Source organism: Rhizomicrobium electricum (assembly GCF_011762045.1).
Taxonomy (GTDB): domain Bacteria; phylum Pseudomonadota; class Alphaproteobacteria; order Micropepsales; family Micropepsaceae; genus Rhizomicrobium; species Rhizomicrobium electricum.
In genome coordinates, this window is record NZ_JAASQS010000011.1 from 1 (window position 1) to 24,731 (window position 24,731).

21 protein-coding genes and 1 tRNA gene are annotated in these 24,731 nt (G+C 59.7%); 12 read left to right on the plus strand and 10 right to left on the minus strand.

The annotated features are described in order from the left end of the window. Together FHS84_RS19505 and FHS84_RS19510 are read left to right on the plus strand one after the other, a co-directional pair. A partial coding sequence (locus FHS84_RS19505) for a DEAD/DEAH box helicase (RefSeq protein WP_208393982.1) occupies nt 1–1,717 on the plus strand: 1,717 nt, incomplete at its 5' end. Continuing rightward, entirely contained in the window at nt 1,714–2,385 is a 672-nt protein-coding gene (locus FHS84_RS19510; protein ID WP_243851237.1) for a DUF2290 domain-containing protein, read from the plus strand. The genes FHS84_RS19505 and FHS84_RS19510, both read left to right, overlap by 4 nt. Nucleotides 2,386–2,389: 4 nt before the next feature. Here FHS84_RS19510 and FHS84_RS19515 read toward each other — a convergent pair whose 3' ends face one another. The 3 genes from FHS84_RS19515 to FHS84_RS22300 all read right to left on the minus strand — a co-directional run bounded on the left by FHS84_RS19515 (nt 2,390) and on the right by FHS84_RS22300 (nt 8,415). Beyond that, entirely contained in the window at nt 2,390–6,382 is a 3,993-nt protein-coding gene (locus FHS84_RS19515) for a hypothetical protein (RefSeq protein WP_166937222.1), read from the minus strand. 546 nt (nt 6,383–6,928) lie between these two features. Next, nucleotides 6,929–7,002, minus strand: a tRNA-Gly gene (locus FHS84_RS19520). Between the two features lie 189 nt (nt 7,003–7,191). Beyond that, entirely contained in the window at nt 7,192–8,415 is a 1,224-nt protein-coding gene (locus FHS84_RS22300) for a DUF2336 domain-containing protein (protein ID WP_166937223.1), read from the minus strand. 348 nt (nt 8,416–8,763) lie between these two features. Here FHS84_RS22300 and FHS84_RS19530 point away from each other — a divergent pair, with 348 nt between their 5' ends. The 4 genes from FHS84_RS19530 (at nt 8,764) to hpnJ (ending at nt 13,224) form a co-directional block, all read left to right on the plus strand. Then, entirely contained in the window at nt 8,764–9,435 is a 672-nt protein-coding gene (locus tag FHS84_RS19530; RefSeq protein ID WP_166937224.1) for a bifunctional 4-hydroxy-2-oxoglutarate aldolase/2-dehydro-3-deoxy-phosphogluconate aldolase, read from the plus strand. Between the two features lie 4 nt (nt 9,436–9,439). Further along, a complete protein-coding gene (locus FHS84_RS19535; RefSeq protein WP_166937225.1) occupies nt 9,440–10,546 on the plus strand; it encodes a sugar kinase in 1,107 nt (368 codons plus the stop codon). An 88-nt stretch (nt 10,547–10,634) separates the two neighbouring features. After that, nucleotides 10,635–11,774, plus strand: coding sequence for a bacteriohopanetetrol glucosamine biosynthesis glycosyltransferase HpnI (hpnI, locus tag FHS84_RS19540; protein ID WP_166937226.1), 1,140 nt, complete (start codon nt 10,635–10,637; stop codon nt 11,772–11,774). Nucleotides 11,775–11,796: 22 nt separating this feature from the next. Next, entirely contained in the window at nt 11,797–13,224 is a 1,428-nt protein-coding gene (gene hpnJ, locus FHS84_RS19545) for a hopanoid biosynthesis associated radical SAM protein HpnJ (RefSeq protein WP_166937227.1), read from the plus strand. Nucleotides 13,225–13,502: 278 nt separating this feature from the next. On the opposite strand, the gene FHS84_RS19550 is transcribed toward hpnJ, so the two are convergent. Next, on the minus strand, nt 13,503–15,464 hold the full coding sequence (locus tag FHS84_RS19550; protein WP_166937228.1) for an asparagine synthetase B family protein: 1,962 nt from the start codon (nt 15,462–15,464) through the stop codon (nt 13,503–13,505). Nucleotides 15,465–15,568: 104 nt separating this feature from the next. Between FHS84_RS19550 and FHS84_RS19555 the strand changes: the two genes are divergently transcribed. Next, the gene (locus tag FHS84_RS19555) at nt 15,569–15,721 is read left to right on the plus strand and encodes a hypothetical protein (protein WP_166937229.1); all 153 of its coding nucleotides are present in this window, start codon (nt 15,569–15,571) and stop codon (nt 15,719–15,721) included. An 88-nt stretch (nt 15,722–15,809) separates the two neighbouring features. Beyond that, nucleotides 15,810–16,646 (plus strand): hopanoid biosynthesis-associated protein HpnK, encoded by an 837-nt coding sequence (gene hpnK, locus FHS84_RS19560; RefSeq protein WP_166937230.1) that lies wholly within the window; start codon nt 15,810–15,812, stop codon nt 16,644–16,646. A 5-nt stretch (nt 16,647–16,651) separates the two neighbouring features. Here hpnK and FHS84_RS19565 read toward each other — a convergent pair whose 3' ends face one another. Together FHS84_RS19565 and FHS84_RS19570 are read right to left on the minus strand one after the other, a co-directional pair. Continuing rightward, the gene (locus tag FHS84_RS19565) at nt 16,652–17,644 is read right to left on the minus strand and encodes a DUF6976 family protein (protein WP_166937231.1); all 993 of its coding nucleotides are present in this window, start codon (nt 17,642–17,644) and stop codon (nt 16,652–16,654) included. Between the two features lie 22 nt (nt 17,645–17,666). Continuing rightward, nucleotides 17,667–17,906 (minus strand): hypothetical protein, encoded by a 240-nt coding sequence (locus tag FHS84_RS19570; protein ID WP_166937232.1) that lies wholly within the window; start codon nt 17,904–17,906, stop codon nt 17,667–17,669. Nucleotides 17,907–18,168: 262 nt separating this feature from the next. Here FHS84_RS19570 and FHS84_RS19575 point away from each other — a divergent pair, with 262 nt between their 5' ends. Then, the gene (locus FHS84_RS19575; RefSeq protein ID WP_166937233.1) at nt 18,169–19,233 is read left to right on the plus strand and encodes a pentapeptide repeat-containing protein; all 1,065 of its coding nucleotides are present in this window, start codon (nt 18,169–18,171) and stop codon (nt 19,231–19,233) included. Between the two features lie 266 nt (nt 19,234–19,499). Beyond that, a complete protein-coding gene (locus tag FHS84_RS19580; RefSeq protein WP_166937234.1) occupies nt 19,500–19,679 on the plus strand; it encodes a hypothetical protein in 180 nt (59 codons plus the stop codon). A gap of 45 nt (nt 19,680–19,724) precedes the next feature. Here FHS84_RS19580 and FHS84_RS19585 read toward each other — a convergent pair whose 3' ends face one another. The 3 genes from FHS84_RS19585 to FHS84_RS19595 all read right to left on the minus strand — a co-directional run bounded on the left by FHS84_RS19585 (nt 19,725) and on the right by FHS84_RS19595 (nt 21,591). Then, a complete protein-coding gene (locus FHS84_RS19585; RefSeq protein WP_166937235.1) occupies nt 19,725–20,273 on the minus strand; it encodes a hypothetical protein in 549 nt (182 codons plus the stop codon). Nucleotides 20,274–20,455: 182 nt separating this feature from the next. Next, nucleotides 20,456–21,127: a hypothetical protein gene (locus FHS84_RS19590; protein ID WP_166937236.1), complete on the minus strand. Its 672-nt coding sequence runs from the start codon at nt 21,125–21,127 to the stop codon at nt 20,456–20,458. A 257-nt stretch (nt 21,128–21,384) separates the two neighbouring features. Next, nucleotides 21,385–21,591 (minus strand): hypothetical protein, encoded by a 207-nt coding sequence (locus tag FHS84_RS19595; protein ID WP_166937237.1) that lies wholly within the window; start codon nt 21,589–21,591, stop codon nt 21,385–21,387. A gap of 650 nt (nt 21,592–22,241) precedes the next feature. Here FHS84_RS19595 and FHS84_RS19600 point away from each other — a divergent pair. Next, the gene (locus FHS84_RS19600; protein WP_166937238.1) at nt 22,242–22,472 is read left to right on the plus strand and encodes a hypothetical protein; all 231 of its coding nucleotides are present in this window, start codon (nt 22,242–22,244) and stop codon (nt 22,470–22,472) included. A 119-nt stretch (nt 22,473–22,591) separates the two neighbouring features. Here the strand turns inward: FHS84_RS19600 and FHS84_RS19605 are convergent, their stop codons facing one another. After that, on the minus strand, nt 22,592–23,014 hold the full coding sequence (locus FHS84_RS19605; protein WP_166937239.1) for a hypothetical protein: 423 nt from the start codon (nt 23,012–23,014) through the stop codon (nt 22,592–22,594). An 824-nt stretch (nt 23,015–23,838) separates the two neighbouring features. On the opposite strand from FHS84_RS19605, the gene FHS84_RS19610 reads away from it, so the two are divergent. Beyond that, nucleotides 23,839–24,726, plus strand: a complete 888-nt coding sequence (locus tag FHS84_RS19610; RefSeq protein WP_208393983.1) for a ferritin family protein — start codon at nt 23,839–23,841, stop codon at nt 24,724–24,726. Nucleotides 24,727–24,731 lie beyond the last annotated feature (5 nt).

The window sequence follows — 24,731 nt, forward strand, 5'->3', positions numbered from 1 at the left end:
CGCGCGCGGGTCCCTCCGTGGCCTGTCGAACAGCACCTACAAGGGGGTCATTATTGGGCGCGTAACTGGGGTCACGGTTGGAAGCGATTTGACAATTAAGGAAAACTCCCGGGGCGCGGTTTTAAGGAGAATTGAGAGGGAGATCGCGAACCTAGATCAATGGCAAAACAGAGGGGCAATCGAATATGCTGATGGGCCTCAGCGCATCCGTGGTCTTGCGGGATCAGGCAAGACGGTAGTGTTGGCTTTGAAGGCCGCATATCTGCACGCGCGCCACCCCGATTGGAAAATCGCCGTTACATTTCAGTCGAGATCACTCTATCAGCAGTTTCGCGACCTTATCAGAAGGTTCACTTACGATCAGATTGAAGATGAGCCAGACTGGTCAAACTTGTTAGTCATGCATGCCTGGGGCAGCGCACGCGAGTTGGGCGTATACTCTACGGTCTGCCTCAAATATGGGGTTGCACCGAAGGACTGGAGGACCGCCGACGCACAGTATGGATCTCGTTCATTTGAAGGCGTGTGCGAGGAACTAAATGTAGTCATCAAGGAACAGGGTGGCGCGCGCGTTTTTGATGCAATCTTGATTGATGAGGCACAGGACTTCCCAACTGCGTTCTACAGGATGATTTATAGGGTTGTCCCCTCTCCGCATAGGATCATGTGGGCCTACGACGACTTGCAGAATCTCGGAAGCTACGAGATGCGGTCGGAAAGAGAACTCTTCGGGGATGACGAGCATGGGCACGCGCTGGTTACGCTTCGGAATGAGGCTGATCGCGCCAAAGAGGATATTGTGCTGCCCGTTTGCTACCGAAACACCCCCTGGGCTTTAGCGACCGCTCATGCTTTGGGGTTTGGCATCTATCGCGAAGCCGGACTAGCAAACATGTTTGAGGAGCCGTCGATCTGGCCGCGCATAGGTTACGAGAAGGTGAATGGTCGCTTGGAGCTGGGTTGCTCGGTCACTGTTCGACGCAGCAAGGAGTCCTACCCGTCGTATTTTGAGGATCTGGTTAAGCCTGACGATGCGATTGTGTGTGCGGTATTCGGGGATGCTGTTAGTCAATACGAGGCGCTCGCAGCGGAGATTAGTAGGAATCTGACAGAAGATGAGCTGGACGCCTCAGATATACTTGTGGTTCTTCCGAGCGCATATACGTCGAGGAAAGTTGGCGCAGCCGTAATGGCAGCTCTGAGCGGGAAGGGAATTGCTGCGCATTTGGCTGGGGTGACAACTAGCCGAGACGAGATGTTTCGACCAAACTCCGTCGCTGTGACACACATATTCCGGGCGAAGGGAAATGAAGCGCCCATGGTATATGTAATCAACTCGGAATATTGCTACTCCGGATTTGAACTTAGCCGCCGCCGCAACATATTATTCACAGCCATAACGCGCTCTCGGTGCTGGGTCCGGTTGTTCGGGGTGGGCGCTGATATGGAAGCGCTTTGCTCCGAGGTGAAGAAAGTATTCGCGCACAATTTTGAACTAGAGTTCACCTATCCTGACGATGAAGAAATCAAGCGGTTGGCGCACGCTCACAGGGATATGTCGGAAGGTGAGAGGCGTGAGTGGGAGAGCAAAATCGGAACAATGAAGGATGTAGTTCGCGCCGTGCTAGATGGCGAACTTCCATTTGATGCCCTGCCAAGGGATGTGAGGGAGGAATTACGGGCGCTCGGTACAAAGGGGGAAAAGAAGCTCAAATGAATGCAGAGTCGCTTTGCTCACGAGTAAGTTCATTTGGCTATTTTTTGCTCGAGAAGGGTTACGCCCAAAACGCAAATCCGCACAAGGTAATCAAAGGTCCTTCCCACCGAAAGGATGTAATTTGGGTGAGATCTAGTGTGTCAGGAAACCTAGTGAGCGCCTGTCCTGCACGTCTAGTAGATTATCTGGCACTCCTGAGAGCGGGGGATTTTTCGTTTGTACTGGATGATGGTTCCATCGTGCAGATTGCCTACATCTTCGATGGGGCGAGTGTGGTGAGGCACAGGTTATTGTATTACCCCTGCCCACTAGCTATCGCTCCGTTGGATATGATTGGCTACGAAGGAGGTTTGGCCGACTTCATTGAAGAAAACTTCTCGGAAAGACTCGACGAATACCTCTTGCTGCGATCTCCCATTCGGTTTGATTTTGATCCAGGAGATGCGCGCGATTATCATCCGGCTTCACATGTAACAGTAAATGATCCCTGTTGCCGTATTCCTGTGCGCTCCGCGATGGGGTATGCCATGTTTGTAAAGTTTGTATTGGAAAACTTCTATCCTGACATCTGGGGGGATTCCACAGTCAGAGAAGCCCTTTCGTTTGATGAGCACGAGTTGTGCTTGGCCGCGCACGACAAGGCGAGAGCCCATTTAACTTGGACTTAGCTTTCTAAGAGCTCTTTTTTGAAGGGCGCATATACACAAGAACTTCTTTGCAGATGGCCGTATTGCCAAGGTCTGCAATTAATGCGTCATCAACGGTCGCAAGTTGGGTGCCGAAAGCCCATTTAAGGGCGAGGTGGTTTTCTGGAAGCATCGCTGCGATATCGTTCGCTAAGGCCATGTCCCTATCTTTTAATACCCATACGGCCAGCAGAATAAGCGCGCGACGCTTTGTATTGGTTGCCAGTTCCTGAGTTGCAGCAAGGATTAAAGATGGCTCTCCCCGATAGGAGAGTAGTATCATCAGTGCAGCGGCTACGGGTTCGTAACGAGTAATGAGCAATCGAAGAGTAATCCGGGAAATTATTTCGTGATCGAGCATATCTGCTGCTTCCAACAGGCCATATGCTGCTGCTCGACGTATCAGTGCGCCTCCTCCCGGCTTAATAGCAAGCTCAAACAATCGCGTTTGGCATGGTTTCCCGCCAGTGTTCGCCAATAATCGAAAAATATCGCTGCGTAATGTGTTGTCGGATGTATCGATGCCGATTGTGAATAGTTCGTCCAAATCCCTCTCGACCAATGGCGCTAAACCCGCGAGAGCATCTACCGCGTCGCGCGCAATCGGAAGGTTAGTTGGCTCGTTGTAATATGACGAGGTGCTTGACCACCGATCTTTGGCAAGTTGCATCAATGTTGTTACATAGTCTTGGTGCGGTTTTGCCTTGATGAGTGTCACCAGAGCTTTCCGGACCGGACTGGCGCGGTCACGGGCCCTTACCAGTAATCCTGTCGGTAGCGGCGCTGGTATGCCTTCACCAATTGCGGTGATAGCGCGTGCTCTGACGTGAGCATACTGATGATTAGCGGCCGCCTCGATGTCATGCGTCATAGAATGCCGAATGGCAGCTTCGATTGCGCTCAGAGCTGTGTCTGGATCTGTAGTGTGCTGGAGCAACCAGCGTACGTCGTCCTGTACCTGCGAACAGGCTTGCGGGTTTAGCACAACACGGAGATGCCGAATTCGCTCGCTAGGGTCTGGAGCCGATGCAAGCATCTCCATTGTGGCTACTGAGACTTTAGGGACGTCCCCTTTTTCAACGCAAATTTCTGCGTTTGCTATTTCTATGAGAGCTTGCGGTAAAGTGGATATCGCCGCCTCGGCGGCTTCATTGTTTCTTCGGCCGTCGTAAAGCCGCTGTCGGTGCAATTCGCCCATTGCAGCAGCTATTTCAACCATACAGCCCACGTCGCCATTATTCACCAGCTCTTCGACTAAGATCGCGAGTCGATCTGGAGTATGCATGGCGGCGCAGGCTAGCGCTGTTATCTCGACATCCCGGTCTTGGGCGCTGGTAAGTATACAGTTGATAAGCGTCTCTAGAAAATGGTCATCCCAACACCTGAGGAGGACAAGCCACGCTCTGCTCTCGTTTTCAGTTCCAATTGCCGCGTTGAATGCGCTGGCGACCTCGTCTTTATCCAGAGAGCTCTCTTTCGCCTCTTCGGAAAGAAGGCCTAACCAATATAGCAACAGGTCTTTGCTATAGTTGTGTTCAACGAGAGAACGCCAACCTCTGACCGTCCGGACACGTGCTACGTAAGCCTTTAAGAACTCTTTCGCTGTGTAGCCATCGTCGTTGTCAGCTAAGTACTCGCCGTAATCCGGGCTGTACACTTCATTAATGAGGTCAAGGTGCAGTTCTGCCGCCTTGCGTTCTTCCTCCTCACTGGGTTGCAAGATATGAACCGCTGTGTCCACAATCGCTTCGAAGGCATCCAGATCATTAAGTGCGCCCGCCGCAATGACGTCGTCGGACGATACGACCCCGTAGTGGACAATTTCAGAAGCTGCATCGAGAAATGCCTGCGTTATGTCGGGCGCGAGCTTCTCGAGGTCGGCCACAAGAGAGACTGCGTAATGTGTTCGGTCTTGCGGAAGAACCTTACGAATGAAAGCCTCAATTAGCGGCTTCGTAGAAGGATCAGACCGTCGCGTTGTAAACCATTCGTCAGATCGGCTCGGGGGTGCCCAGTATAAAAGGCCTCCAAAGCTATTGTCCGGTCGATACGTAAGAAACCGAGCGATTTCGGCGCCGTTGCTGGCACTAGACCCGGCATCAGCGGCGAGCCGAAGATCGTCTTCGAAGCCGCCATTGTTCTCCGCGAGCCGTCGCTCCAGCCATGCATCAATCCTTGCCTGGGATTGAGAGTCAATTTTGATGCTGAACCTCTTGCCTGCCTTGGCGATTAGTCGGGCGGCAGCGCCGGCTCCCCATTCTTCGTCTGGTCCGTGTGGCGACACGAGGAGGTTTATTAGTGATTTGAGTATGCCGCGGGTCTCGACGCGATGGCGCGACAACGTCTTCTCTATCCCGGCTTCAACGCGAGGATGATAGTAAGTGATAATCCCATCATCACTTTGTCGCAAATTTCTGGCTGCAACAAAAAAGTCAACAAATGACGAAAGGGATAATTCAATTCCAGTGTCCCCATCCGATAAGCAGTCTTCAATTTCCCGGAGTGTGGACCTGCTGAACTTCTGGTTCGCAGTCATTAACGACCAAATCACTGCCGCCGCTTTTGCATCCTTTCGCTCCTCAATCTGCTCAATCACCGTGCGTTCAATTGAGTTCTCATGTGCTCGGCTGATTGCGTCCGCCACAAACTGCGCGGGGTTCTTGAGGCCGTCCCGCTCTTGCGTTCGGAGTGCATCAAAGAACTTCTGTATTTCTAGCGGGGTAGCAAGTGCGTCGAGAACCCTGTGCTCGGCCATCCGGGCGATTTCCTGGAGCTCTCGCGGCAACTCATCGATGCGTGATCTAAATAGACTGCTTCGTTGGTGAGGTCCGTAGTGTTCGGCCTCAAGTTTGACGATCCAGGGCTTCACGTCCTTTAGGGCCCCCGACGACATTGCCACGTCATATCGGGAGGTCGCAATTATCATCCGATCCGGTGAGGCATATCGGAAGAATTGAGCGAGCTGATCGTTCCAGGGTCTACTTCTTGGATCAAAATCAAAACGTCCCCACGGGTCTTCGATGTCGTACAAAACTGGACCCGGCGTAGTGTCGCCCCGCAACTGTTGGGGGCCCAAGCTGATCTTCACTCGCGCCAAGCCGGGAATTTCGTCGCGCAATTCTTCGTACAGCTTTGACGTCGCTAGTGTCTTACCTGTGCCTGACTGGCCAACGATGATTGCGGCGTTGCGAGAATTCATTCTGGCTCGAAGTTCACGCCAGTTGAGGGGGTGGACGTAGTGCTCCAGATCGCGAGAGCTTGCGACGTACCCGTCATGATCTCGAATGATGTTCTCAATATCGGCGCGGATCCAGCGGCCGCCACCCGCTCCACGGATGCGCGCTCGCGCCTCTTCGCGAAGCTTTTTTATGCACGATTGCAACCTCGAGTTCGGCACTCGGCAGCCCTCGATGAGATTGCGGCTAATATCATAGGCCAGCCGCTCGTCATCTTCGTTGCCGATTATTGCCAAGCGCCCGTCGCATCCTTCGGGAAGAATGTGAGCGATGGACTTGGGTATAGCTCCGTTGGCCGGCCAGACACCCGGCCGGCGCTTTCCAAGTGCTTTCACTTCTCCATTCAGGCCTGCACTGGTAACCAGCAGATATCGAACATCAGAATTTTCTAAACGTTTAGCCGCCGAAATGCGGCGCTCGCTACCATGCTCCAATAGAGATTTTATGGCCGCGGTCGTCCAGGCATCACCATCCCGACGCTTTGCCTGAACGACAAGGGTGTAGGTTGCCGAATCATGCAGTCGTATGCGGTTGACTATGCTGCCGGGCTCGTCCGCATCGAGTTCTGCTTCTATGTCTTCCTGAGATGCAGGTTCTAGTACAAGCTCATTCGTCATTCTCGTGACCAGCGCAAGTTCAAGCGCCAACCACACGGAAACGTCTATCTGGTAGTCATAACCAGCAAGCGACGTGGCTCCGGCACCGGACAATGCTCTAGCGTTTGACTGTTCGGACCCGCTCATAGTGCATTTTTTCCCGAATCATCGCGGTTGAGATTTTCGCGCGGCTGAAGCAATGGCGCGCTGTTCAACACTATCCACTGTACAACCCTTGATTATCCGATCCATGTACCAATCGGTCACGCAGGCGAACGTCGACGGCGCTGGGTGGTCGGCGGAAATAATCCGGCTTTGGGCATGATTAGTCGAAGTGGAGGAGATCGGCTGGGGGTGAGTTTTTAATCGAGCCAAGTAAATCGAGCAGTTTCATCGCTAACACGTTATCTGCAGGCCTCGGATGAGATATGGTCGGTGGGTCTTTGATGTATCGTGCGCGGTGACATTCGAATCACGGGTCGCACCATGCGAAACCAGAGCCACGGACGGATGGCAATTTAGCGGGGGCTTGGCTTATTTCGGTGCCGCGCCCGTCGCTTTCGGGGGACAGGCGAACCTGTCCTCGCTTCCATCGATTGCGAACACTGGACGCGGGCCTAGCTATGGGACCGAAATCGGAACAGAGCCTGTTAAATTCGCTGTTAAAAACCCGGTTCGTTCTCAGCTAAGTGCTGGAGCGGGCGAAGGGAATCGAACCCTCGTATGCAGCTTGGGAAGCTGCCGTTCTACCATTGAACTACGCCCGCGGGCAGGGCGGGCTTCTTAGCACGAGGTTCGGGCGGAACGAAACACCCCTTGGCACCGGAGTTGGGGATGGGCGCCGTCTTCGGCCGACTGCGGTGGTGTGGTCGATGGTGGTGGCAGTCGTCGACGGCCGGGTGGCCGGCGGGCCGTATCGGTGGCTCTGGTACTCCCGAACGACACGCGCGGGCGGCTCACGAAATCCCGAAATAGCCGAGGTGCCAGCGCATTTCGTCTTCGTCGAGCGGGAAGTCGATGCCGTGGCGGGCGGGGACGAGGTCCTTGCCGGAAAGACGCATCACCTGGGTCTGCAGCTTGAAGGCCACCCGCATGGAGAGGCCCGCGTGCCACACCAGCGCGATCGCGCCCTTGGCCGAGCGGCTGTCGAGCACCCGCCGCACCGTGAGTTCGTCGGTCTTGGCGAGCACGGAGAGGGCTTTGACCACGGTTTCTTTGCGGCATTCCTCCACCGCTTCGGCGACGAAGGCTTCGTTGAGAGTGCCGGCCTTGCGGGCGGCTTCGATCACGGCGGCTTCGGCGGCCGCTTCGGTGCTCCGGCGCTCCTCGAGCTTGGATTTGAGATGGGTGCGGGTCGCCTCGTCGAGACCGGAACGGGCCGCCAGCGTGTCGATCAGGGCGGTGCCGACGAACGTGGCCAGCCGCCGGATGGCGCTTTTGGACAGATCGGCGCGCACCACCAGCGGCGAATGCCACTCGGCCACTTCCGCCGCCTGGCTGATGATCCTGTCGAGGGTCTTGGTGCGGATCGCCGCATCGGTATTGGCGAGCAGGGCCGCCACCGCGTCGATGTCGAGGGTCGTCGCCACCGCATCGGATACGTCGCCCGACAGGTGCTTGCGCCGGGCCACCGCCGACAGGATGGCGGAGGCGCGTGTTGCCGCCACCAGTTCGATCAGATCGCGGTCGTCGAGCAGCGGCGAGAATTCGATCACCGGCAACGCCACCTTGGGATCGGCATCGTTGGCCAGGGCTTCGACCACCGTCTTGGGAACGCAGTCGTAGGCCTTGATCTCGTCGGCCAGGATGGCGCGGACTTCCGACACTTCGTCGCGCGCCAGTTTTTCGAGCGTGGCAAAGGTCAGGTCGCGAAGCTGTTTTTCTTCTTCGGCGAGCAGGCCGGGGAACAGCCGGCCGATCTTGCCGGCCAGCGCCTTGCGCACGTTCTTGTCGATGTCGTCGGCAAGCTGCCAGTTGGTTTCGGCGGGCGTCGCCGGATTGGCGGCCACCGCGCGGCGAGTGGCGGCGGCCCCGTTTTCGGCGAGATAATTGAGGACTTCCGGACCGGCATCGGTACGGGACGCCAAGACGTCTTGCGACTGGCGGGCGTGCTGCTCCAGCAGTTGCAGGGCTTCTGCCGCGGAAAGCGGCTGGGCGGACTTGGGGCGCGAGGGACTCACGGCTTCTCCGTTTCTCCTGGCGCCACTTTGGCTTAAGCGTGTTAAGCGGCCCTGAAGGAACGTGGTTGAATAAACCTTTCCGTACCGGCGACCGTCCGCCGCGTCGTTCCGGCGCGAGGGGTCTTGGAAAGCGGCCGGTATCGCGCTATAGACACCGGTGTCATTTGGCACCTGCAACGGCTTCCCCTTCTGCCGTGCCGGCCGCTTGACCCGAGCCGCAGAAGGGTATTGTTAGCGGTATCATTAATTTCGCCGGCCGCGGCTTCCCCGTCGGGAGGCGGGCTGTGCTACGCAACGGACGATTTCGGCCGCGGTTCGCCCCGACCGCGCGCACTAGGAGGAGAGAAGATGGCAAAGGACCGGCTGGCCGTACTATCGGCGATCATCGAGCAGGGTGTGATCCCTGTTTTCTATCATCCCGATGTCGAGCTGTGCATCAACGTGATCCAGGCTTGCGCCAACGGCGGAGCCAAGTGCATCGAGTTCACCAACCGCGGCGATTTCGCCTGGGAAGTCTTCAAGGACGTCACCAAGCACTTCAAGAAGGCCGACCCGTCGGTGATCATGGGCGTCGGCTCGATCATCGATGCCCCGACTGCGGCCCTTTATATCGCCAACGGCGCCAGCTTCGTGGTCGGCCCGCTCTTGAATGCGGAAGTCGCCAAGGTCTGCAACCGCCATTGCGTGCCTTATAGCCCCGGCTGCGGCTCGGCCTCGGAAGTCAACTACGCCCACGAGCTCGGCTGCGAGATCGTCAAAGTGTTCCCCGGCTCGTGCGTCGGCGGTCCGGAGTTCGTCAAGAACATTCTCGGGCCGTTGCCGTGGACCAAGCTGATGCCGACCGGCGGCGTCGATCCGACCGAAGAGTCGCTGACCAAGTGGTACAAGGCCGGCATCGTGGCCTCCGGTATCGGCTCCAAGCTGATCACCAAGGAACTGCTCGCCGCGAAAGACTTCGGCGCCATCGAGAAGAAGGTTGCCGAGACCATCGCCCTCATCAAGAAAATCCGTGGGAAATAAGCCAATGGCAGACGAAATCCTCAAAATCCGTCCCGCCTCCGAAGTGAAGTGGGATTGCGTGTCGCTCGGCGAAGTGATGCTGCGCCTCGACCCCGGCTTCGGCCGTATCCGCACCACCCGCCAGTTCGCGGTGTCGGAAGGCGGCGGCGAGTACAATGTGTGCCGCGCCATGCGCAAGTGCTGGAAGAAGCGCGCTTCCGTCGTGACGGCGTTGCCGGAGAACGATATCGGCTGGCTCGCCGAAGACCTCATCATGCAGGGCGGCGTCGACACCTCGCACATCATATGGCGCGAGTTCGACGGCATCGGCCGCAACACCCGCGTCGGCCTGAACTTCACGGAAAAGGGCTACGGCCCGCGTGCGGCGCTCGGCTGCAACGACCGCGGCAACTCGGCCGCGTCGCAGATCAAGCCGGGCGAAGTGAACTGGGACAAGCTGTTCGGCGAAGAGGGCGTGCGCTGGTTCCACACCGGCGGCATCTTCGCGGCGCTGGCTCCGAACACCTCGGAAGTGGTGATCGAAGCGGTGAAGGCGGCCCACAAGTACGGCACCATCGTCGCTTACGACCTCAACTACCGCGGCCAGCTGTGGAAGAGCCAGGGCGGCAAGGAAGGCGCGCGCAAGATCAATCGCGAGATCGCCAAGTATGTCGACGTGATGATCGGCAACGAGGAAGACTTCACGGCCTGCCTGGGCTTCGAAGTGGAAGGCCTCGACGAGCACATCTCCAAGATCGACCCGGCCAACTTCAAGAAGATGATCGCCACGGCGGTGAAGGAGTTCCCGAACTTCAAGGTCGCCGCGACGACGCTGCGCAACGCCAAGACCGCCTCGGTCAACGACTGGGGTGCGGTGATCTGGGCCGGCGGCAACTTCTACGAAGCGCCGATGCGCGAGAACCTGGAAATCTATGACCGCGTCGGCGGCGGCGACGGATTTGCGTCCGGCCTCGCTTACGGCTTCATGGAAGGCAAGGGCCCGCAGGCCGCCGTCGAGTACGGCGCCGCCCACGGCGCGCTCGCGATGTCGACCCCCGGCGACACTTCGATGGTCAACTTCAAGGAAGTCGAAGCCGTCATGAAGGGCAAAGGCGCCCGCGTCATCCGGTAAGTACTTCTGAACAAAAGATAATTGTCGGCGGAACCCGCGATTTCCAAGTCGCGGGTTTTGCTTTAGGAAGACCTCCATGGGGGCCTTCATGGGCGTCGTCGCAATTCTCGGCTGGATATTCGTGGCCCTCGGTTTGGCTGGGGCGGCGTATGCGCTCATGGCGGCTGGCTTCGCCCGGCGGTTCGCGGCGCGCGACGAGGGCGGCATCGAGAATTTTCCGGCGGTGTCGATCCTCAAGCCTTTGCATGGCGACGAGCCGGCGCTGGAAGCGAATCTGGAGACGTTCCTGGCGCAGGATTACCCGGCGCCGTGCCAATACGTGTTCGGCGTCCAGTCGCCCGACGATGCGGCCATCGCGGTGGTCGAGCGGTTGTTGAAGCGTCATCCCGCGGCCGATGCCGTGCTGGTGGTCGACAAGGCGCGTCACGGCACCAATCCGAAAATCGCCAATCTGATGAACATGCGCGGCGCCATCCGCCACGACGTGGTGATCCTTTCGGACAGCGACATCGCGGTCGAAGCGGGCTACCTGCGCCGTATCGCCGCCGCTCTGGCGCCCGAACGGGTGGGGGCGGTGACCTGTGTTTACACCGGCTGGGCGGCAGCGGGGCTGGTATCGCGGTTGTCGGCGATGGGCGTCAGCTATCATTTTTTGCCCAACGTCATGGCCGGGCTGGGCCTGAAAATGACCGCGCCGTGTTTCGGCTCGACCATCGCGCTCAAGGGCAAGGTGTTGCGCGAGATCGGCGGACTGGCCGCCTTTGCCGATCAACTTGCCGACGACAACGAGATCGGCCGGGCCGTCCGCGCCAAAGGCTACGAGGTCGCCATCCCGCCGTTCGCGGTGCGTCACGCCGCCACCGAGACCACAGGGTCCGAGTGGTTATCGCATGAGTTGCGCTGGATGCGGACCATTCGCACCGTCGATCCGGCCGGACATGCAGGATCTCTGGTGACGCACGCCATTCCCTTGGCATTCCTGGGGTTAATCCTCACCGGATGGGCGCCGGTCGCCTGGGGCGCACTCGCCACTACAATCCTTGCGCGCCTCGTGCTGAAATGGTGTATCGACACGGCGTTCGGGGAACCCGCAGGACCGTACTGGCTTATGCCGGTGCGGGATGTGTTAACCTTCTGTGTGTTCGTCACGTCGCTTTTCGGATCGGCCGTTGTCTGGCAGAAGGAGCGCCTTCGGGTCGGTGGCGACGGTGCGTTGTCCGGCCGCTGATGGCCAATCGATGAGGAAGTAGATGAAGTCGTTGTTCTTGCAGGCGCCCTCTTACGACGGTTACGACGGCGGGGCCGGTGCGCGCTATCAGATGAAGCGCGAGGTCAAGTCGTTCTGGTATCCGACCTGGCTGGCCCAGGCGGCCGCCATGGTGGAAGGCTCCAAGCTGATCGACGCCCCGCCGCACAAGCTGCATTGGAAGGACATCGAGGACGACGTGAAGAATCACGAGCTGATCGTGATCCACACGTCGACGCCGTCGTTCAAGTCCGACTGCAAGACCGCGCGGATGATCAAAGAGGTCAACCCGCACTGCAAGCTCGGCTTCATCGGCGCCAAGGTTTCGGTGCAGCCGACCGAAAGTCTCGAAGCCGAACCGGCGATCGATTTCGTCGCCCGCAACGAATACGAATTCACCATCCAGGAAATCGCCAACGGCGCCAAGTGGGACGGCCTTGCCGGCATTTCCTATCGCGATGCGTCGGGCTCGATCGTGCACAACGCCGAACGCGCCATCCTGACGGACATGGACAAGCTGCCGAGCGTGCTGCCGATCTACAAGCGCGACCTCAAGATCGAGAACTATTACGGCGGCTATCTCAAGCACCCGTACATGTCGTGGTACACCGGCCGCGGCTGCAAATCGCGCTGCACCTTCTGCCTGTGGCCGCAGACGATCTCCGGCCACAACTACCGCACCCATTCGATTCCGTACGTGCTCGACGAAGTGCGCTACATGAAGGAGAATTTCCCGCAGGTGCGCGAAATCTTCTTCGACGACGGCACCCTGACCGACAACCACGAGCGCGTCGAAGCCCTCGCCAAGGAACTTGGCAAGATGGGCGTGACCTGGTCGTGCAATGCCAAGGCCAACGTTCCGAGGCGGACGCTCGAGATCATGAAGGAGAACGGCCTTCGCATTCTCCTCGTCGGTTACGAGAGCGGCAACCAGCAGATCCTGCACAACATCAAGAAGGGCCTGCGCGTCGACGTGGCGCGTCAGTTCTCCAAGGACTGCCACGAACTCGGCATCCTGGTGCACGGCACCTTCATTCTCGGTCTGCCGGGCGAGACCAAGCAGACCATCCAGGAAACCTTGAACTTCGCCAAGGAAGTGAACCCGCGCACGCTGCAGGTGTCGCTGGCCGCGCCGTATCCCGGCACGTTCCTCTACAATCAGGCCAAGGAAAACGGCTGGTTCGCCTCCGACGTCGATCTTCTCACCGACGACGGCACCCAGATCGCGCCGCTGAACTACGACAATCTCAGCCACAGCGAGATTTTCGAAGCGGTGGAGTGGTTCTACAAGAAGTTCTACTTCCGCCCGTCGAAGATCGCCGAGATCGTCGGCGAGATGGTGACCAACCCCGAAATGTTCGGCCGCCGTCTGCGCGAAGGCGTCGAGTTCTTCGACTTCCTCAAGACCCGCGAGGACATGATCGTTTCGTAGAACGGGCAAAGCGGCGGGAGCCTGGTTGTTCGGACCCGGACGGATGACGCGGTGCTCGCCGCCGCACGTCGTTGACTGATTCTGACGAATCAGATTCTTCTATTGTAAGGCCGTAAGACAAACCCCGAGGACGTGATGCAGGACCAAGCTACTCCGAACTCAGCCATTGGTTCGCAGTCCGAACGGCGCGTGTGGCGCGCGCCGATTATGGTCGAATTCGACGTGTCCGAGACGCTAGGGACCGGCACGGGGCAACAGGAAGGCGACAGCAGCAACAGCTAGCAATCGCCCGCCCCGTTGCTGCGCGTCGCCTTGGCGACAAAGTGCGCCACCGAGATCGCGCGCAAAAGCTTCGTGCGGTAATTCCTGGTCGTCGTCGTGCCCGGCTTCGCGGGCAACGGCCTTTCAAGCAGGGATTTCACGCCTTCGCAGTCGATCAATCCGGCGACCCCCGGAGCGGCCAGCGCCATGGCGGCTTGCATCCGAAGCGTTGCGCCGCGATCGCCCTGCATCCGCGCGAACCAATCCGCGCCCTGATAGCCCCGGTGCTTCGCATTGACGGCCAGCGTCTCCTCAGGGATGCGGTCGGCGAACGCCTGCCGATACAGCCATTTCGTCTGGCCGTCGCGCAGATACATGTGCGACGGCATTTCCAACGTCAGTTCGACGAGCCGCCGGTCGCAGGTCGGATCGCGCCGGTCGACGCCGAATGCGCCCAATTCGCCCTTCAGGTTGGTCCCACGGTCGTGGCGGCGCAGGATGAAGGCGGCCAAAGCGCGATGGTTGCGCCAGGGGCGGTAGGTCGGATCGAAATCGAGATCTTTCAGGCGCGCGTTCAAGTCGGCGCCGGCGATCACATCCGGATGCAGCGCGGTCACTTCGGCGAGATCTTTTCTTTCCCGTCCGGCCAACGCGCGCAGCAGCGCGGCGGCGCGCGCCGGAAGCAGCGGCAGAAGGGTGAGGCCGCCGTAGACGCGCTGGGCCTGGTATCCCTCGCGGCGGAGCGCAGCGGCTTCCCGCCACCAGGCCGCCAGCCGGCCGGACGAGAAAAGTTCCGCTATCCGTTGGACGCCATCCTGGCTGATCGTGGCGTTGCCGCAGGACGCGCTCATCACGACACGGTGGCCGGCGTTCGAGGCTTTCCGGGCGATCTCGCGGACCCAGAGTGCGTTGCAAGGATTGAGAACCGGCCGCTCGCAATAAAAGAAATTGCGATCGAAGTCGTCGCCGATTTCGCGTCCGGCCGAGTCCACCAGCACGTGATCGACGTTGGGATAGCGTGCCGCCAGCAGCGCCGCGAGGGGGCCTTCATCAACGATACGCCCTTCGGGTTCGTCCAGCACCACGCCCTTCATCGGCACATGGGTATAGGCCGTCAGCCGCGCGCCCCGGCCGGCGAGAAGACGCGCGGCACTGGAAACCGCGGCTGCCGAATCCAATCCGCCGCTCAAATGGGCGGCAATCGATCCGATACTCCGTAGCCGATCCGCCACGGCGCGGTCGAAGGTCGCCCGGAAGGCCTCGACGGCGTCGTCGTCGCGCGCAAATCGGCTCTTGCGGTCGAGGCGCCACGTATACCAGTCGCGGGTTTCGATGCGGCCGTCGGCATGGGCGATCACCAGCGCGCCCGGCTCGACCCGGTTGATGCCGGCAAAATGGCTTCCCGGCCCACGCATCGGCGCCAAGGCTAGTTGATCGCGCAAGGTGTCGAGATCGGGCGCGATGGGCACGCCGGGCAGGGCGTGAATTCCTTTGGCCATCGAGGCGAACGCAAGCCGGTCGGAATCGGCGCGATAGAACAACGGCCGGTTGCCGAGAAAATCGCGCGCCAGGGTCAGCGTCCGCTCGCGCCCGTCCCACACCGCCAGCGCCCAATCGCCGATCAGTCTGTCGAGCGCGCCTTCGCCCCAGCGCTCCCATGCCGCCAATGCGAAATCGGCATCGGCCATGGTGCGCGCATTTTCGGCGGTCAAACCAAGGTCTGCCGTCAGTTCCATCCGATTATCGAGCCGCATGTCGGCAACGAGAACGAGGCGCCCATCGCGGCTGGCGACCGGCTGGCGGTCAAGCCGGTCTTCGGGCGTGAGAATGAAGAGATCGGTGCCAAGAACGAGATCGTCGCTGCTCCAAGACCCGCTGCGATCGGGTCCGTAGATCGCCAGCGAGCGGCTCATCCGCGCCGCGTCGGCCGTAATGTCCGGCCGTCCGTTGCGATGCCAGAGTCCGAAAATCGCCGTCATAACCCACGTCCCGTCGCTGTGGCGGATGCGCGTCGGTTGGTTGACAGCGTCACCGAATGCGCTGAATGTCGACGTACATCTGTACGGTTGTCAATGAGGCGATAATGTCCGATCAACCCGATCAAAAAAGCAACGTCAGCGATGCCGCTCCGGCGAAGAAGGCGTGGCACGCGCCGGTCTATGCTCCGTTGGCGGGCATCAGCGAGCAAACGTTGAACGGGGCCAATGCGGGCTCGGACGACCTCGAACAGTCTTGACGATCGGCTCCTGACGGCCGGAAATTCCGGTCCTTGCTCTCTGATCCGCTGAAGCCGTAAGACGGTCCGGCACGCGCCGGAGATCCGCATGAACGCGAAGGGTTTGATCGTCACCGCCGATGACTTCGGTGCCGCGCCGGAGGTCAACGAAGCGGTGATGCGCGCCCATGGCGAGGGTATCCTCACCTGCGCCTCGCTGATGGTGGCGGGGGCAGGGGCAGCGGATGCCGTCAAGCGTGCCAGGGAAACGCCCAGCCTCGGCGTCGGGCTGCACCTCGTCCTGGTCGAAGGCAAGCCGGTACTCCCGCCGCAGCGCATTCCCAATCTGGTCGGCGCCGACGGCAATTTCCGCACCGACATGGTCAAGGCCTCGTTCGGCATGGCGATGTTGCCGTGGGTGCGGCGCCAGCTCGCCGCCGAGATCGAAGCCCAGTTTGCCGCCTTTGCTGCGACCGGCCTTCCGCTCGATCACGTCAACGCCCACAAGCATTTCCATCTGCATCCGACCATCGGCCGCCTCGCGGTCAAGATCGGCAAGCGCTACGGCCTGACGGCGATGCGCGCGCCGATCGAGCCGCCGGAAATCATCCGCCGCATCGATCCCCATGCCACCGGCGGCGATATCGAACGCTTCGTCGGCGCGCGGCTGAAGGACCGGCTGTGGGTCAGCCGCATCTGGTCGCCCGATCAGGTGTTCGGATTGGCATGGTCCGGCGCGATGCACCGCGGCCGCGTCAAGGCGATCCTCGACAACCTGCCGGACGGCGTCAGCGAGATCTACTGCCACCCCGCTTTGTCGGCTTATCCCGGCTCGGCCCAGGGCTATCGCTACAGCGACGAACTCACCGCGCTCACGGCGCCGGAGGTGATCGAACGCACGCGCGGGCTGCGCCTCGGCCGCTTCGCCGATTTCGCCGGCGGTTGAAGGGTTCAGCCGATGTCGATGATCTTCAGGTACACCACCGTCTGATTGAGCAGCATGTAGGCGATTTCGCCGAAGGTGATGGGGCCGTCGAAGTTCCCGGTCATCTCGCCTTCGAGTTCCGCATACATGTAGTTGAGGATGCAGTTGCACGAGAAGACGAGCCCGTCGGCGCCGGTATTGCCGGCGTTTTCGAACGCCTCGACGTAATCGACGATGGGTTCGGCAAACCGGTAGGCGATGCCGGGAAACACCGGCGCATAGAAGCGGACGGTCCCGGTCGCATCGTCGACCGATTGGATCGAGACGTTGATATGGGCGCCGTTATAGTCGGCGATCAGCGGCAGCTTGGTGTCGATCGCGTTCTCGCGGATGTAGCGCGCCAGATTGGCGGGCTGGTCGGCGATCCGACAATCGCCGCTGACCGAAAATCCTTCCTGATCGAACACGATGGTGTCGCCGTTGCCCGGCCGGAACGGATTGATGATGTCGAGCACCGCCATTTTGCCGGGCTGCAACTCGACATGGAGCACCACCGCGTCGTCGGCGATGGCTTCGGGCGAACCCGCGAACACTTTCGGTTGCCGCTTACCGATATCGGCGACGTCGACGGCCGCGATCCAGCCGAGCAACGGGCTGTTGAAGACGCCCTCGTAGCTCTGCACTTCCTTGGCGAAACGGCGGTGCACGTCGCCGCCGCCCGGCACGATCAGTACCGAAAAACCGGAGGCGGGATAATCGGCGCCGATGCCGGCAAGCCCTTCCGCGGTGTAGCGCTTGATCGTCGCCGTGGTGGCGATGCCGGTGAGGTCGTGCACGAAGATGCGGTCGAGATTGGTCATGCCGCCGTCTTCGGTCATGAAGGAGACCGCCGTGCCGCCGATCCAGTTGCCCGCCGGAAGCTGCGTCAGCAGCGCTTCGTCTCCGGCCACCAGCAAGATGTTCCCGCTCGCGATCAGGGCGGTGACGTCTTTGACGGAATAGAGTCCGTTCTTTGCCATTTTGGGAGCCCTTTCGATGCGGTCAGCTGAAGATCGCGCGGAGGTCCTGCGCGGCGATCTTCTCGTTCTTCTTGAAGAAATCGTAGATCTCGTCGCCGAACTTCTGCACGGCGGCGGGCGAGCCGTCCTTGGCGACTTCCATTGCGATGCGGGTCATCATGATCTTCATGCCGAGGGCAGACCACGGCCGCTTGATTTTGCCCACGGCGACGGCGTTCCAGTTGGGGTGGGTTCTCGGCGGCAGTCCTGCAACCTCGGTCATGTGATTCTCCAGCGTGTCGTCTGGTTCGGTGCCGACGAGAACGGTATGGAGGGCAGGTAAAGAAACTGCGTATCTGTCGCAAGATTGTATGAGGCAACAACGAACAAAACCGGCGCTCGCCTCTCTCTGCGTAGTACTACCTATGCCCGTCGAACCGCCTCTCGCGGGCGAAGGTTTTGCGGGTCCGGGCCGCCCGTTTTCTCCTTAACGTGGAATTAGCCGCCGTTTTCTAGGATATCCTGGCTGCATTGGGATGACCTTCATGGCGTCTGCCGATCAAAAAAGTACTGCTCCTCAGCGGCTGTCGGTCGAGGAACTCGAGCGGGTTCTGTGGTCCCATTCGGCGTTCGTCTCGCGGGTGGCGGGCGGACGGCGGGCGCAGCTCAAATCCTGCGATCTGAAGGGCGCCAACCTGTCCAATCGCGTTCTGTCCGATGCCGATCTGTCCGGCTCGGTGTTGAGCGGTGCCGCCTTGCGCTTTACCGAATTCGTCGGCGCCAATCTCTACTGCTGCGACCTGCGCGGGGCCGATGCGAGCTACGCCAATTTCAGTCATGCCGATCTGCGCGGAGCGATCCTTACGGGCTGTAATCTCGCCCACGCCCGGCTGAACTGCGCCGATTGCCGTCCCGGCCGGATGCTGCAATCGGGCGAAAGCGGATTGCGCGACGTGATCGATCCGCATGTCGCCAGCGCCAGTTTCAGCCGCAGCCTGCTCAGCGACGTCGATTTCGAGAATGCCCATCTGGAAGGGGCGGATTTCTCCGGCGCTATCATCGAGGCGTCGCGGTTCAAGGGCGCCAGTCTCAAGAACGCGGTGTTTCAGGATGCGGTGCTGAGCGGCGTCGATCTTGCCGATCTGCCGGCTTCGGCGCTGAAGACCTGCATCGTGGCGCCGTCGGAACGTTCGGTGTCGGCGCGCGTGCACCAACTCGAAAAGCTCACGCTGCACCAGCATTGGATCGCCACCGACGGGCGCGAAGGCATTGCCGCCGTGTTCGACGGCGAGGATTTGCGCCCGCTCGCCGACGTGGTGCGCACCGCGAAGCTGACGGCGATCTCCGCCAAGGGCGCCATCGGCGTGGTGATGGATTTTTCCGGCTGCGAGCTTCAGGGCGCCAATTTGGAAAATGCCGATCTTCGCGGCGCCAGCTTCGAGAACGCCGATTTGCGCGGCGTACGCTTCCACAACGCCCGCCTCGATCATGCCCGCTTCAAGGGCGCCGACCTGCGCCCGCTCAAACTGCATTCGGGCGACTATCTCGCGTGCGATTTCACCGGCGCCGCCCTCGCCGAAGACCAGCTGGAAACCGCGATCCGGGCGTGATTTCGGTACACTGTCATCCCCGGCGAGCAACAGGCGCGAAGCGACTGTGCGAGGGAAGGGGACCCAGGTCGTCGCGGCAGCCACGCTGGAGGAGGAAAAGCAGATCTGTACCGTCTCTCGACGATCATTTTTGTAGGAAGCCCCTGGATTCCCTTCCCCTCCCAACCTTCGCTGCTCCGCGGCTGCGGCCGGTCGGCCGGGAATGACATGTTGGGATGCCGCCGCCGGGTGTAGAATGGCGGCGCCTTCAACCGTTGGAGGATGCCATGACATCCAAACCGGATTCGATGGAAGCGTTGAAGATCATGAGCGATTATCTCGCCGCCATCGAGAAGCACGAAGATCAGAGTGTCTATCTCCGCTGCGCCGCAATGTGTTCCGGCCTGTCGGCGGTGGTCTACGAACTCAGAGCCTTGCGCGAAACGGTGGCGGCGAAGACACCGTAGTATCCGCTTCCCCTTATTTCCTCTCTGACGGAACGCGCGCAATTATCACGGCGTGCGCGGCGGGATGATTTCGCCGTTGGGCATGCGCCGGCCGCCGGGCGGGACGGCCCCGCAATCGTCGGATAGGCGCGTCATCTCGTAGAGCGAGATCATCGCAAGAGAGGTGCCGGCCAGCGGCACGCGGAGCGTCACCTTGCGGCGGCCGTTCGGGTCGGTTTCGACGGCGATCTCGGTCGGATCCCGTCTGGCGCCGACGGTGCAGTGCGCAACGGCCGTGTATCCGTTTCGGCGCGTCACGACGTCGGCGAAGGTGCAATCGGTCGGCAACAGGTTCGCCGGATCCATTTCCTTGGCGCCGCCGTCCGGCACGCAGAGCTGAAACATCGGCATGGATTGCGCCAGACTTGCGTCGGCCAGCCGCTGCAGTTCTTGTTCCGGCAGATTGCCTGCGCCTTTGCCGAGAAACGCGCCGGCATTGGTGGCACCGCGGAATTCATAAAGACCGGGTTTGCTCGCCGGCAGCGACGGCAACGCGCCCGCAACCGCCGCTGCGGCCAGACCGGCTCCGATCAAACTCCATCGCGCAATTTTCATGGCTCCCCCCACCCACATGCCGGGCATGATAGCACGCCTTTGGGGGACTGGGTTCCGAGATGATTCCCGCGCCCCCCGGCATCTCCATCGTTTCTCCCTCGCGGAACAGAGCCGGTTGAACCCGCCGCCAATTGCAGTCATTCGTTGGAACGTTCACGCTGGGAAAAAGCAGCCCGAATTGGTCATACACCATCTCCATTCGCGCTGAAGTTCTCAGCGCGAAACAGCTGATATGCGGGAATCTCTCGAATTGGGACAAATGGGGGATTATAGGTTCCCACCTGCTTCAGACACGGCATGATGCCTTCAATACCGCGGCTGATGGGATTGGATGTCACTGCTAATGAACAGTCCAATATAGAAAAGCGGTCATCCGGCGTTTCTTCGGAAATTAGATTGGCGCTCGCTAGATTCTCTATATCTGAGATGTACGCCATTAGCGGCCACTGAAAAGATGGAAGTGAGTGTTCGCCTTTTAGTTGGAGAACAGATTGGAATCGGCGTTCATCAGTTGAACGATCAGCAGGTTTGAGAAAATCAAGCCAATCATATGGGAGGGTAAAACCCGGCTTATAACCAGGAACGAACCCAAGCAGTCCAACGAGCGCACTATTGCCCTCCCTCGTTATGAGGATTGCATCGCCCCAGCTCTTGCCAGTCCATCGAGACCCTTGCCCCAAACCGAGCGTGTCCACCCAAGTTGTTTCGAGCACTGTGGACGCAGCTCTTTTTCTACCGCTCACTGATACTTTAAGCGTTAAGCGGTATCGCAATGTGTGCTTGCCTGTAAAAACACCGCAGCCGGACAGGCTGGCAAGCGCTGCTGCAGACTCTATGAAATGCCGACGCTTCATTTCATCCCCCCAACAATAGTGTGATTGTCACCGGTATCCCGCTACGCTGTCCAGGCATCGGATCGTCAAAGTCCCTATTGGCTAATACTGCCCCACCTGCACTTTATCCGTTGTCTGGGGTTAGCGTCTTTCGAGACGGTCTCGGCTACGTCCGGGTTTGGCGCTAGGTCGCCGTCCGACCTACGTCCGGAAACGTCCCTGAACTCGCCGTTGAGAGAACTTCGCAAAGGCGCCAAAACCGGTCCTTGCGAAAAAATCTAATTGGATTTGCCAACAGGCATGTCGACCGCGACGGCATGCGTCTTTATCGGAACGAGAGCCAAGCCTACCAGCACGACCACTCCGACAACGACGGCCCATTTCAGGTTAGCTCGAAAAACCTTGCGGGCGACAACGCCGCACACCAGTGCGAGAAGGGCCGCAATTGCGAGGTCCATCGCGATATAGCTAATCATCTGGTTCATGTCGCAACCCTCCCATTCGCGAGTATGCCCGATAATACGACAGCATAAACGGGGATGGCGGAAATTGGCGCTAGGTCGCCGTCGGACCTACTTCTGTTTCTGACCCTAAACTCGCCGTTGAGAGATGGTCGCAGAAGCGCCAACACCGGACATCGTAGCCACCCCGGACTCCGATCCGCCGATGCTAATGTCCTAATAGGTTTCGTAGGGCGGGAGAGTCGATCACGAGGTCTTCCCCGAGTCTACGGCAGAACTCTGCATACTCTGTCGGGTTCTTTTTCCATTGGATCGCGGGAATGTCTATTGCAGTATAAAGTTCGCGATAATCGGGCATTAGTCGATAAACATTGATTTTTCTGGCTTTTTCGTCAACTTCGATCTCGTGGCTATAGTTCGCAATTTTGGCCACGGCCCGTCCTTTCAACAATGTCGCCCAGCCAGAGCATGGCAGCAACACGTCAACGCGTCGAGCACATGAAGGCCCATGTCTGAAAGTGGCGCGTTTCCGCCGTCGCCACGACGTCCGGAATCAGTTCAACTTCGGACCTAGGCCAACCGGCGACTTGGCGCCAGAAGTGGACATTCCAAGCCCGCCTTTTAAAACGGCAATGCGCAACATTCGGGGGGAGTAAATGGGCAGAGGTTGTGCTGTGGCGTTGTTCGGCTGGTTGGGTGTGGTTCTGCTTGCTCAGGGCTACCTCATCATCAACGTCGTCTCTGCCACGATAAAAGCTGACTTGCGCTTCGCTCTCTGGGGTGGCGGCGATGTACGCGGCCTGTTCAGTTTCGACGTCTTGTTTCTTGAGCTGATGTTGTTAGTCCCACTGGCTATCCTGCTGGTTCTATGGCGTGCGAGGCGTTCCCGAAATCGCGTCTCGTAATCTCCGTTTCTGGCGCGTTCCGGCCCAAACGGCTACTTCCGATCCCGGACCGATTCCAGACATTGGCCGGACGGCGGTTCGGCGCCAACTCCGGCCATTCCCGAAGCGTTCGTCGAAAGCTATTTGCGCGGTAGCTTGAAAGCGCGCGCCTCATCCAGGCACACGGCCAAGACTGCGACTTTGCCTTCAGTTCCTTCGGAGACCTGCGTCCCCGGTGGTCTTGGTGCGCGCAGCCGCTTTGCCACTTCCTTCGCTTTGCCAACCACTGCTTCCAGTGCCGCCGGATCGAGCGATACATATTCGATTGCAAGCCCGACGCTGGAGTCCAATTTGTCGAGTTCTCCGCCGCTAAAATACTCGTGCACGCATCGATAAAAGAGATAGTCGCGCCAAGCTTCGGTTGTGTTAGGTCCTTTCTTCGCGGTGGAAGCGCTCGCCGATTGCACGGACGGCAGTCCGCTCCCCACGCCGACGACAACACACAGAAACAGCCGAATAGCCAGTTTGGATTTCCCGGCTTTGAGCGCCGAACCATCGGGCATGCCCGCCCCTCCTATCAACTAGTGCCGTAGACTATCGCACGACCCAACGCCCCGGCGAATGACCGTTCATGGCGCGATTCCGCCGAAACGGCTAGGTCCGTTCCTAGACCGTTTCCAGACATAGCCTGGGCGGCGGGAAGGCGCCACAACTCGCCGTTCCTTCCGTGCGCCGCTTGGCTTACCTTCCAGAAGTTTTGGATCGAAGGCCAGCCGACATGCCCACTTTGGACTTAACCTCGCTGGCGCAAACAACTGTGATCGTTACCGCCGCCGATGCGTTTCTTGCGGAGGGGCACGCTGCAATCAGTCTCACCTTTTCCGACGGTACTTGTACTTAGTGTTTGAGTTCGCACCCAACATCAAACTCCAAGTCTTCAATTTCACGGGCTATGAGATTTGGACAATCCGGTTTGCAGATGGCCGCGTGCACTATTCCAACTACGCCTGAGGGCGGGTATGGGAGGTTTTGGCGCAAGTCGGTCCCAAAGCAATGTCCGCGGTCGTATCCGCTCCCGACCATCTTGAATCTGGCGAAAGTGCACCTACCTCTCTGGAGCTGTTTGACCGCACGGGAGAGGATCGACGAACGCGTCGCAATCGCGGCTGTAGTTTAGAACGATTCGATTTCGATTCGGGACGCCCGGCCGTTCGTGGGCGTTTTCTATCGCCGGAATCGCAAGGCAATTTTTGTGACGGTTTCGCGGCTTAGGCCCGAAATTCGGGAATTGAATTCACGTTTTTGCAGATCGCATTTGCGTCTTGGGGTTTGAGGGTTTTACGGCTGTAGTTTAGACTTATTCTGAAACATCAGCCGGAGCCCGCCTGTGACGCTTGCTTTGCCGAACCTCCGCTTTGACCCCATCGACGTGCCCGAGGGTCCGGTCCGGCTGGGCTCGCCGGAGCATCTCCGCCTGTTGTGCAAGACGCTGCTGGAGACCTTCAATCCCTACAAGCCGGCGGTGATCGACTGGCCCAAACTGGACGCCAAGACCCAGGACCTCATCACGTCGTTGCCGATCTGGGATATCGCGGTGCAGACCGAGAACCGCGCCGGCGTCTGGGTCGGGTCCTATGCCGACAAGGCCCGCGATCCGCTGCTGCGCCAAGCGGTCGAACTCAATGCCTTCGAGGAACGCCGCCACCGCCATGTGCTGGCCAATCTGGTCGAGGCCTACGGCATCGCGCTAAAACCCGAGCCGGCCTATCCGGCGCCCAGGGACCCGGAATGGGCGTTCGTTCAGGTCGGATTTTCCGAATGCATCGACAGCTTCTTCGCGTTCGGCCTGTTCGAAGCGGCCCGCCGCACCGGCTTCTTCCCGCCCGAACTGGTCGACACCTTCGAGCCGGTGATCGCCGAGGAGGGGCGCCACATCCTCTTTTTCGTCAACTGGCTCGCCTGGCATCGTCGCACCATGCCGGCGTGGCGCCGGCCCTGGTTCGAGCTGAAGGTGGCCGTGATCTGGGCCTATCTGATCCTGGAGCGGATCGGTATCGCCTCCAACATCGGCGAGGGCGACAAGCAATCGAATTTCACCGTTAACGGTGCCGACCAGCTCGGCGTCGACATCACCCCGGCCGCGCTGATGGACCTCTGCCTCGCCGAAAACGACCGCAGGCTGGGGGTTTACGACAACCGCCTGTTGCGGCCGACCCTGGTTCCGGCCATGGTGCGGCTGATCCGGCGCTTTCTGCCGGAGCCCCAAAAGCGCTAAGAACG

Excerpts from the sequence above, each read along its gene's own strand:
- FHS84_RS19510 (WP_243851237.1), top strand. The coding sequence starts at position 1,714 with ATGAATGCAGAGTCGCTTTGCTCACGAGTAAGTTCATTTGGCTATTTT.
- FHS84_RS19515 (WP_166937222.1), bottom strand. The coding sequence starts at position 6,382 with ATGAGCGGGTCCGAACAGTCAAACGCTAGAGCATTGTCCGGTGCCGGA.
- FHS84_RS19530 (WP_166937224.1), top strand. The coding sequence starts at position 8,764 with ATGGCAAAGGACCGGCTGGCCGTACTATCGGCGATCATCGAGCAGGGT.
- FHS84_RS19535 (WP_166937225.1), top strand. The coding sequence starts at position 9,440 with ATGGCAGACGAAATCCTCAAAATCCGTCCCGCCTCCGAAGTGAAGTGG.
- hpnI (WP_166937226.1), top strand. The coding sequence starts at position 10,635 with ATGGGCGTCGTCGCAATTCTCGGCTGGATATTCGTGGCCCTCGGTTTG.
- hpnJ (WP_166937227.1), top strand. The coding sequence starts at position 11,797 with ATGAAGTCGTTGTTCTTGCAGGCGCCCTCTTACGACGGTTACGACGGC.
- FHS84_RS19550 (WP_166937228.1), bottom strand. The coding sequence starts at position 15,464 with ATGACGGCGATTTTCGGACTCTGGCATCGCAACGGACGGCCGGACATT.
- FHS84_RS19555 (WP_166937229.1), top strand. The coding sequence starts at position 15,569 with ATGTCCGATCAACCCGATCAAAAAAGCAACGTCAGCGATGCCGCTCCG.
- hpnK (WP_166937230.1), top strand. The coding sequence starts at position 15,810 with ATGAACGCGAAGGGTTTGATCGTCACCGCCGATGACTTCGGTGCCGCG.
- FHS84_RS19565 (WP_166937231.1), bottom strand. The coding sequence starts at position 17,644 with ATGGCAAAGAACGGACTCTATTCCGTCAAAGACGTCACCGCCCTGATC.
- FHS84_RS19570 (WP_166937232.1), bottom strand. The coding sequence starts at position 17,906 with ATGACCGAGGTTGCAGGACTGCCGCCGAGAACCCACCCCAACTGGAAC.
- FHS84_RS19575 (WP_166937233.1), top strand. The coding sequence starts at position 18,169 with ATGGCGTCTGCCGATCAAAAAAGTACTGCTCCTCAGCGGCTGTCGGTC.
- FHS84_RS19580 (WP_166937234.1), top strand. The coding sequence starts at position 19,500 with ATGACATCCAAACCGGATTCGATGGAAGCGTTGAAGATCATGAGCGAT.
- FHS84_RS19585 (WP_166937235.1), bottom strand. The coding sequence starts at position 20,273 with ATGAAAATTGCGCGATGGAGTTTGATCGGAGCCGGTCTGGCCGCAGCG.
- FHS84_RS19590 (WP_166937236.1), bottom strand. The coding sequence starts at position 21,127 with ATGAAGCGTCGGCATTTCATAGAGTCTGCAGCAGCGCTTGCCAGCCTG.
- FHS84_RS19595 (WP_166937237.1), bottom strand. The coding sequence starts at position 21,591 with ATGAACCAGATGATTAGCTATATCGCGATGGACCTCGCAATTGCGGCC.
- FHS84_RS19605 (WP_166937239.1), bottom strand. The coding sequence starts at position 23,014 with ATGCCCGATGGTTCGGCGCTCAAAGCCGGGAAATCCAAACTGGCTATT.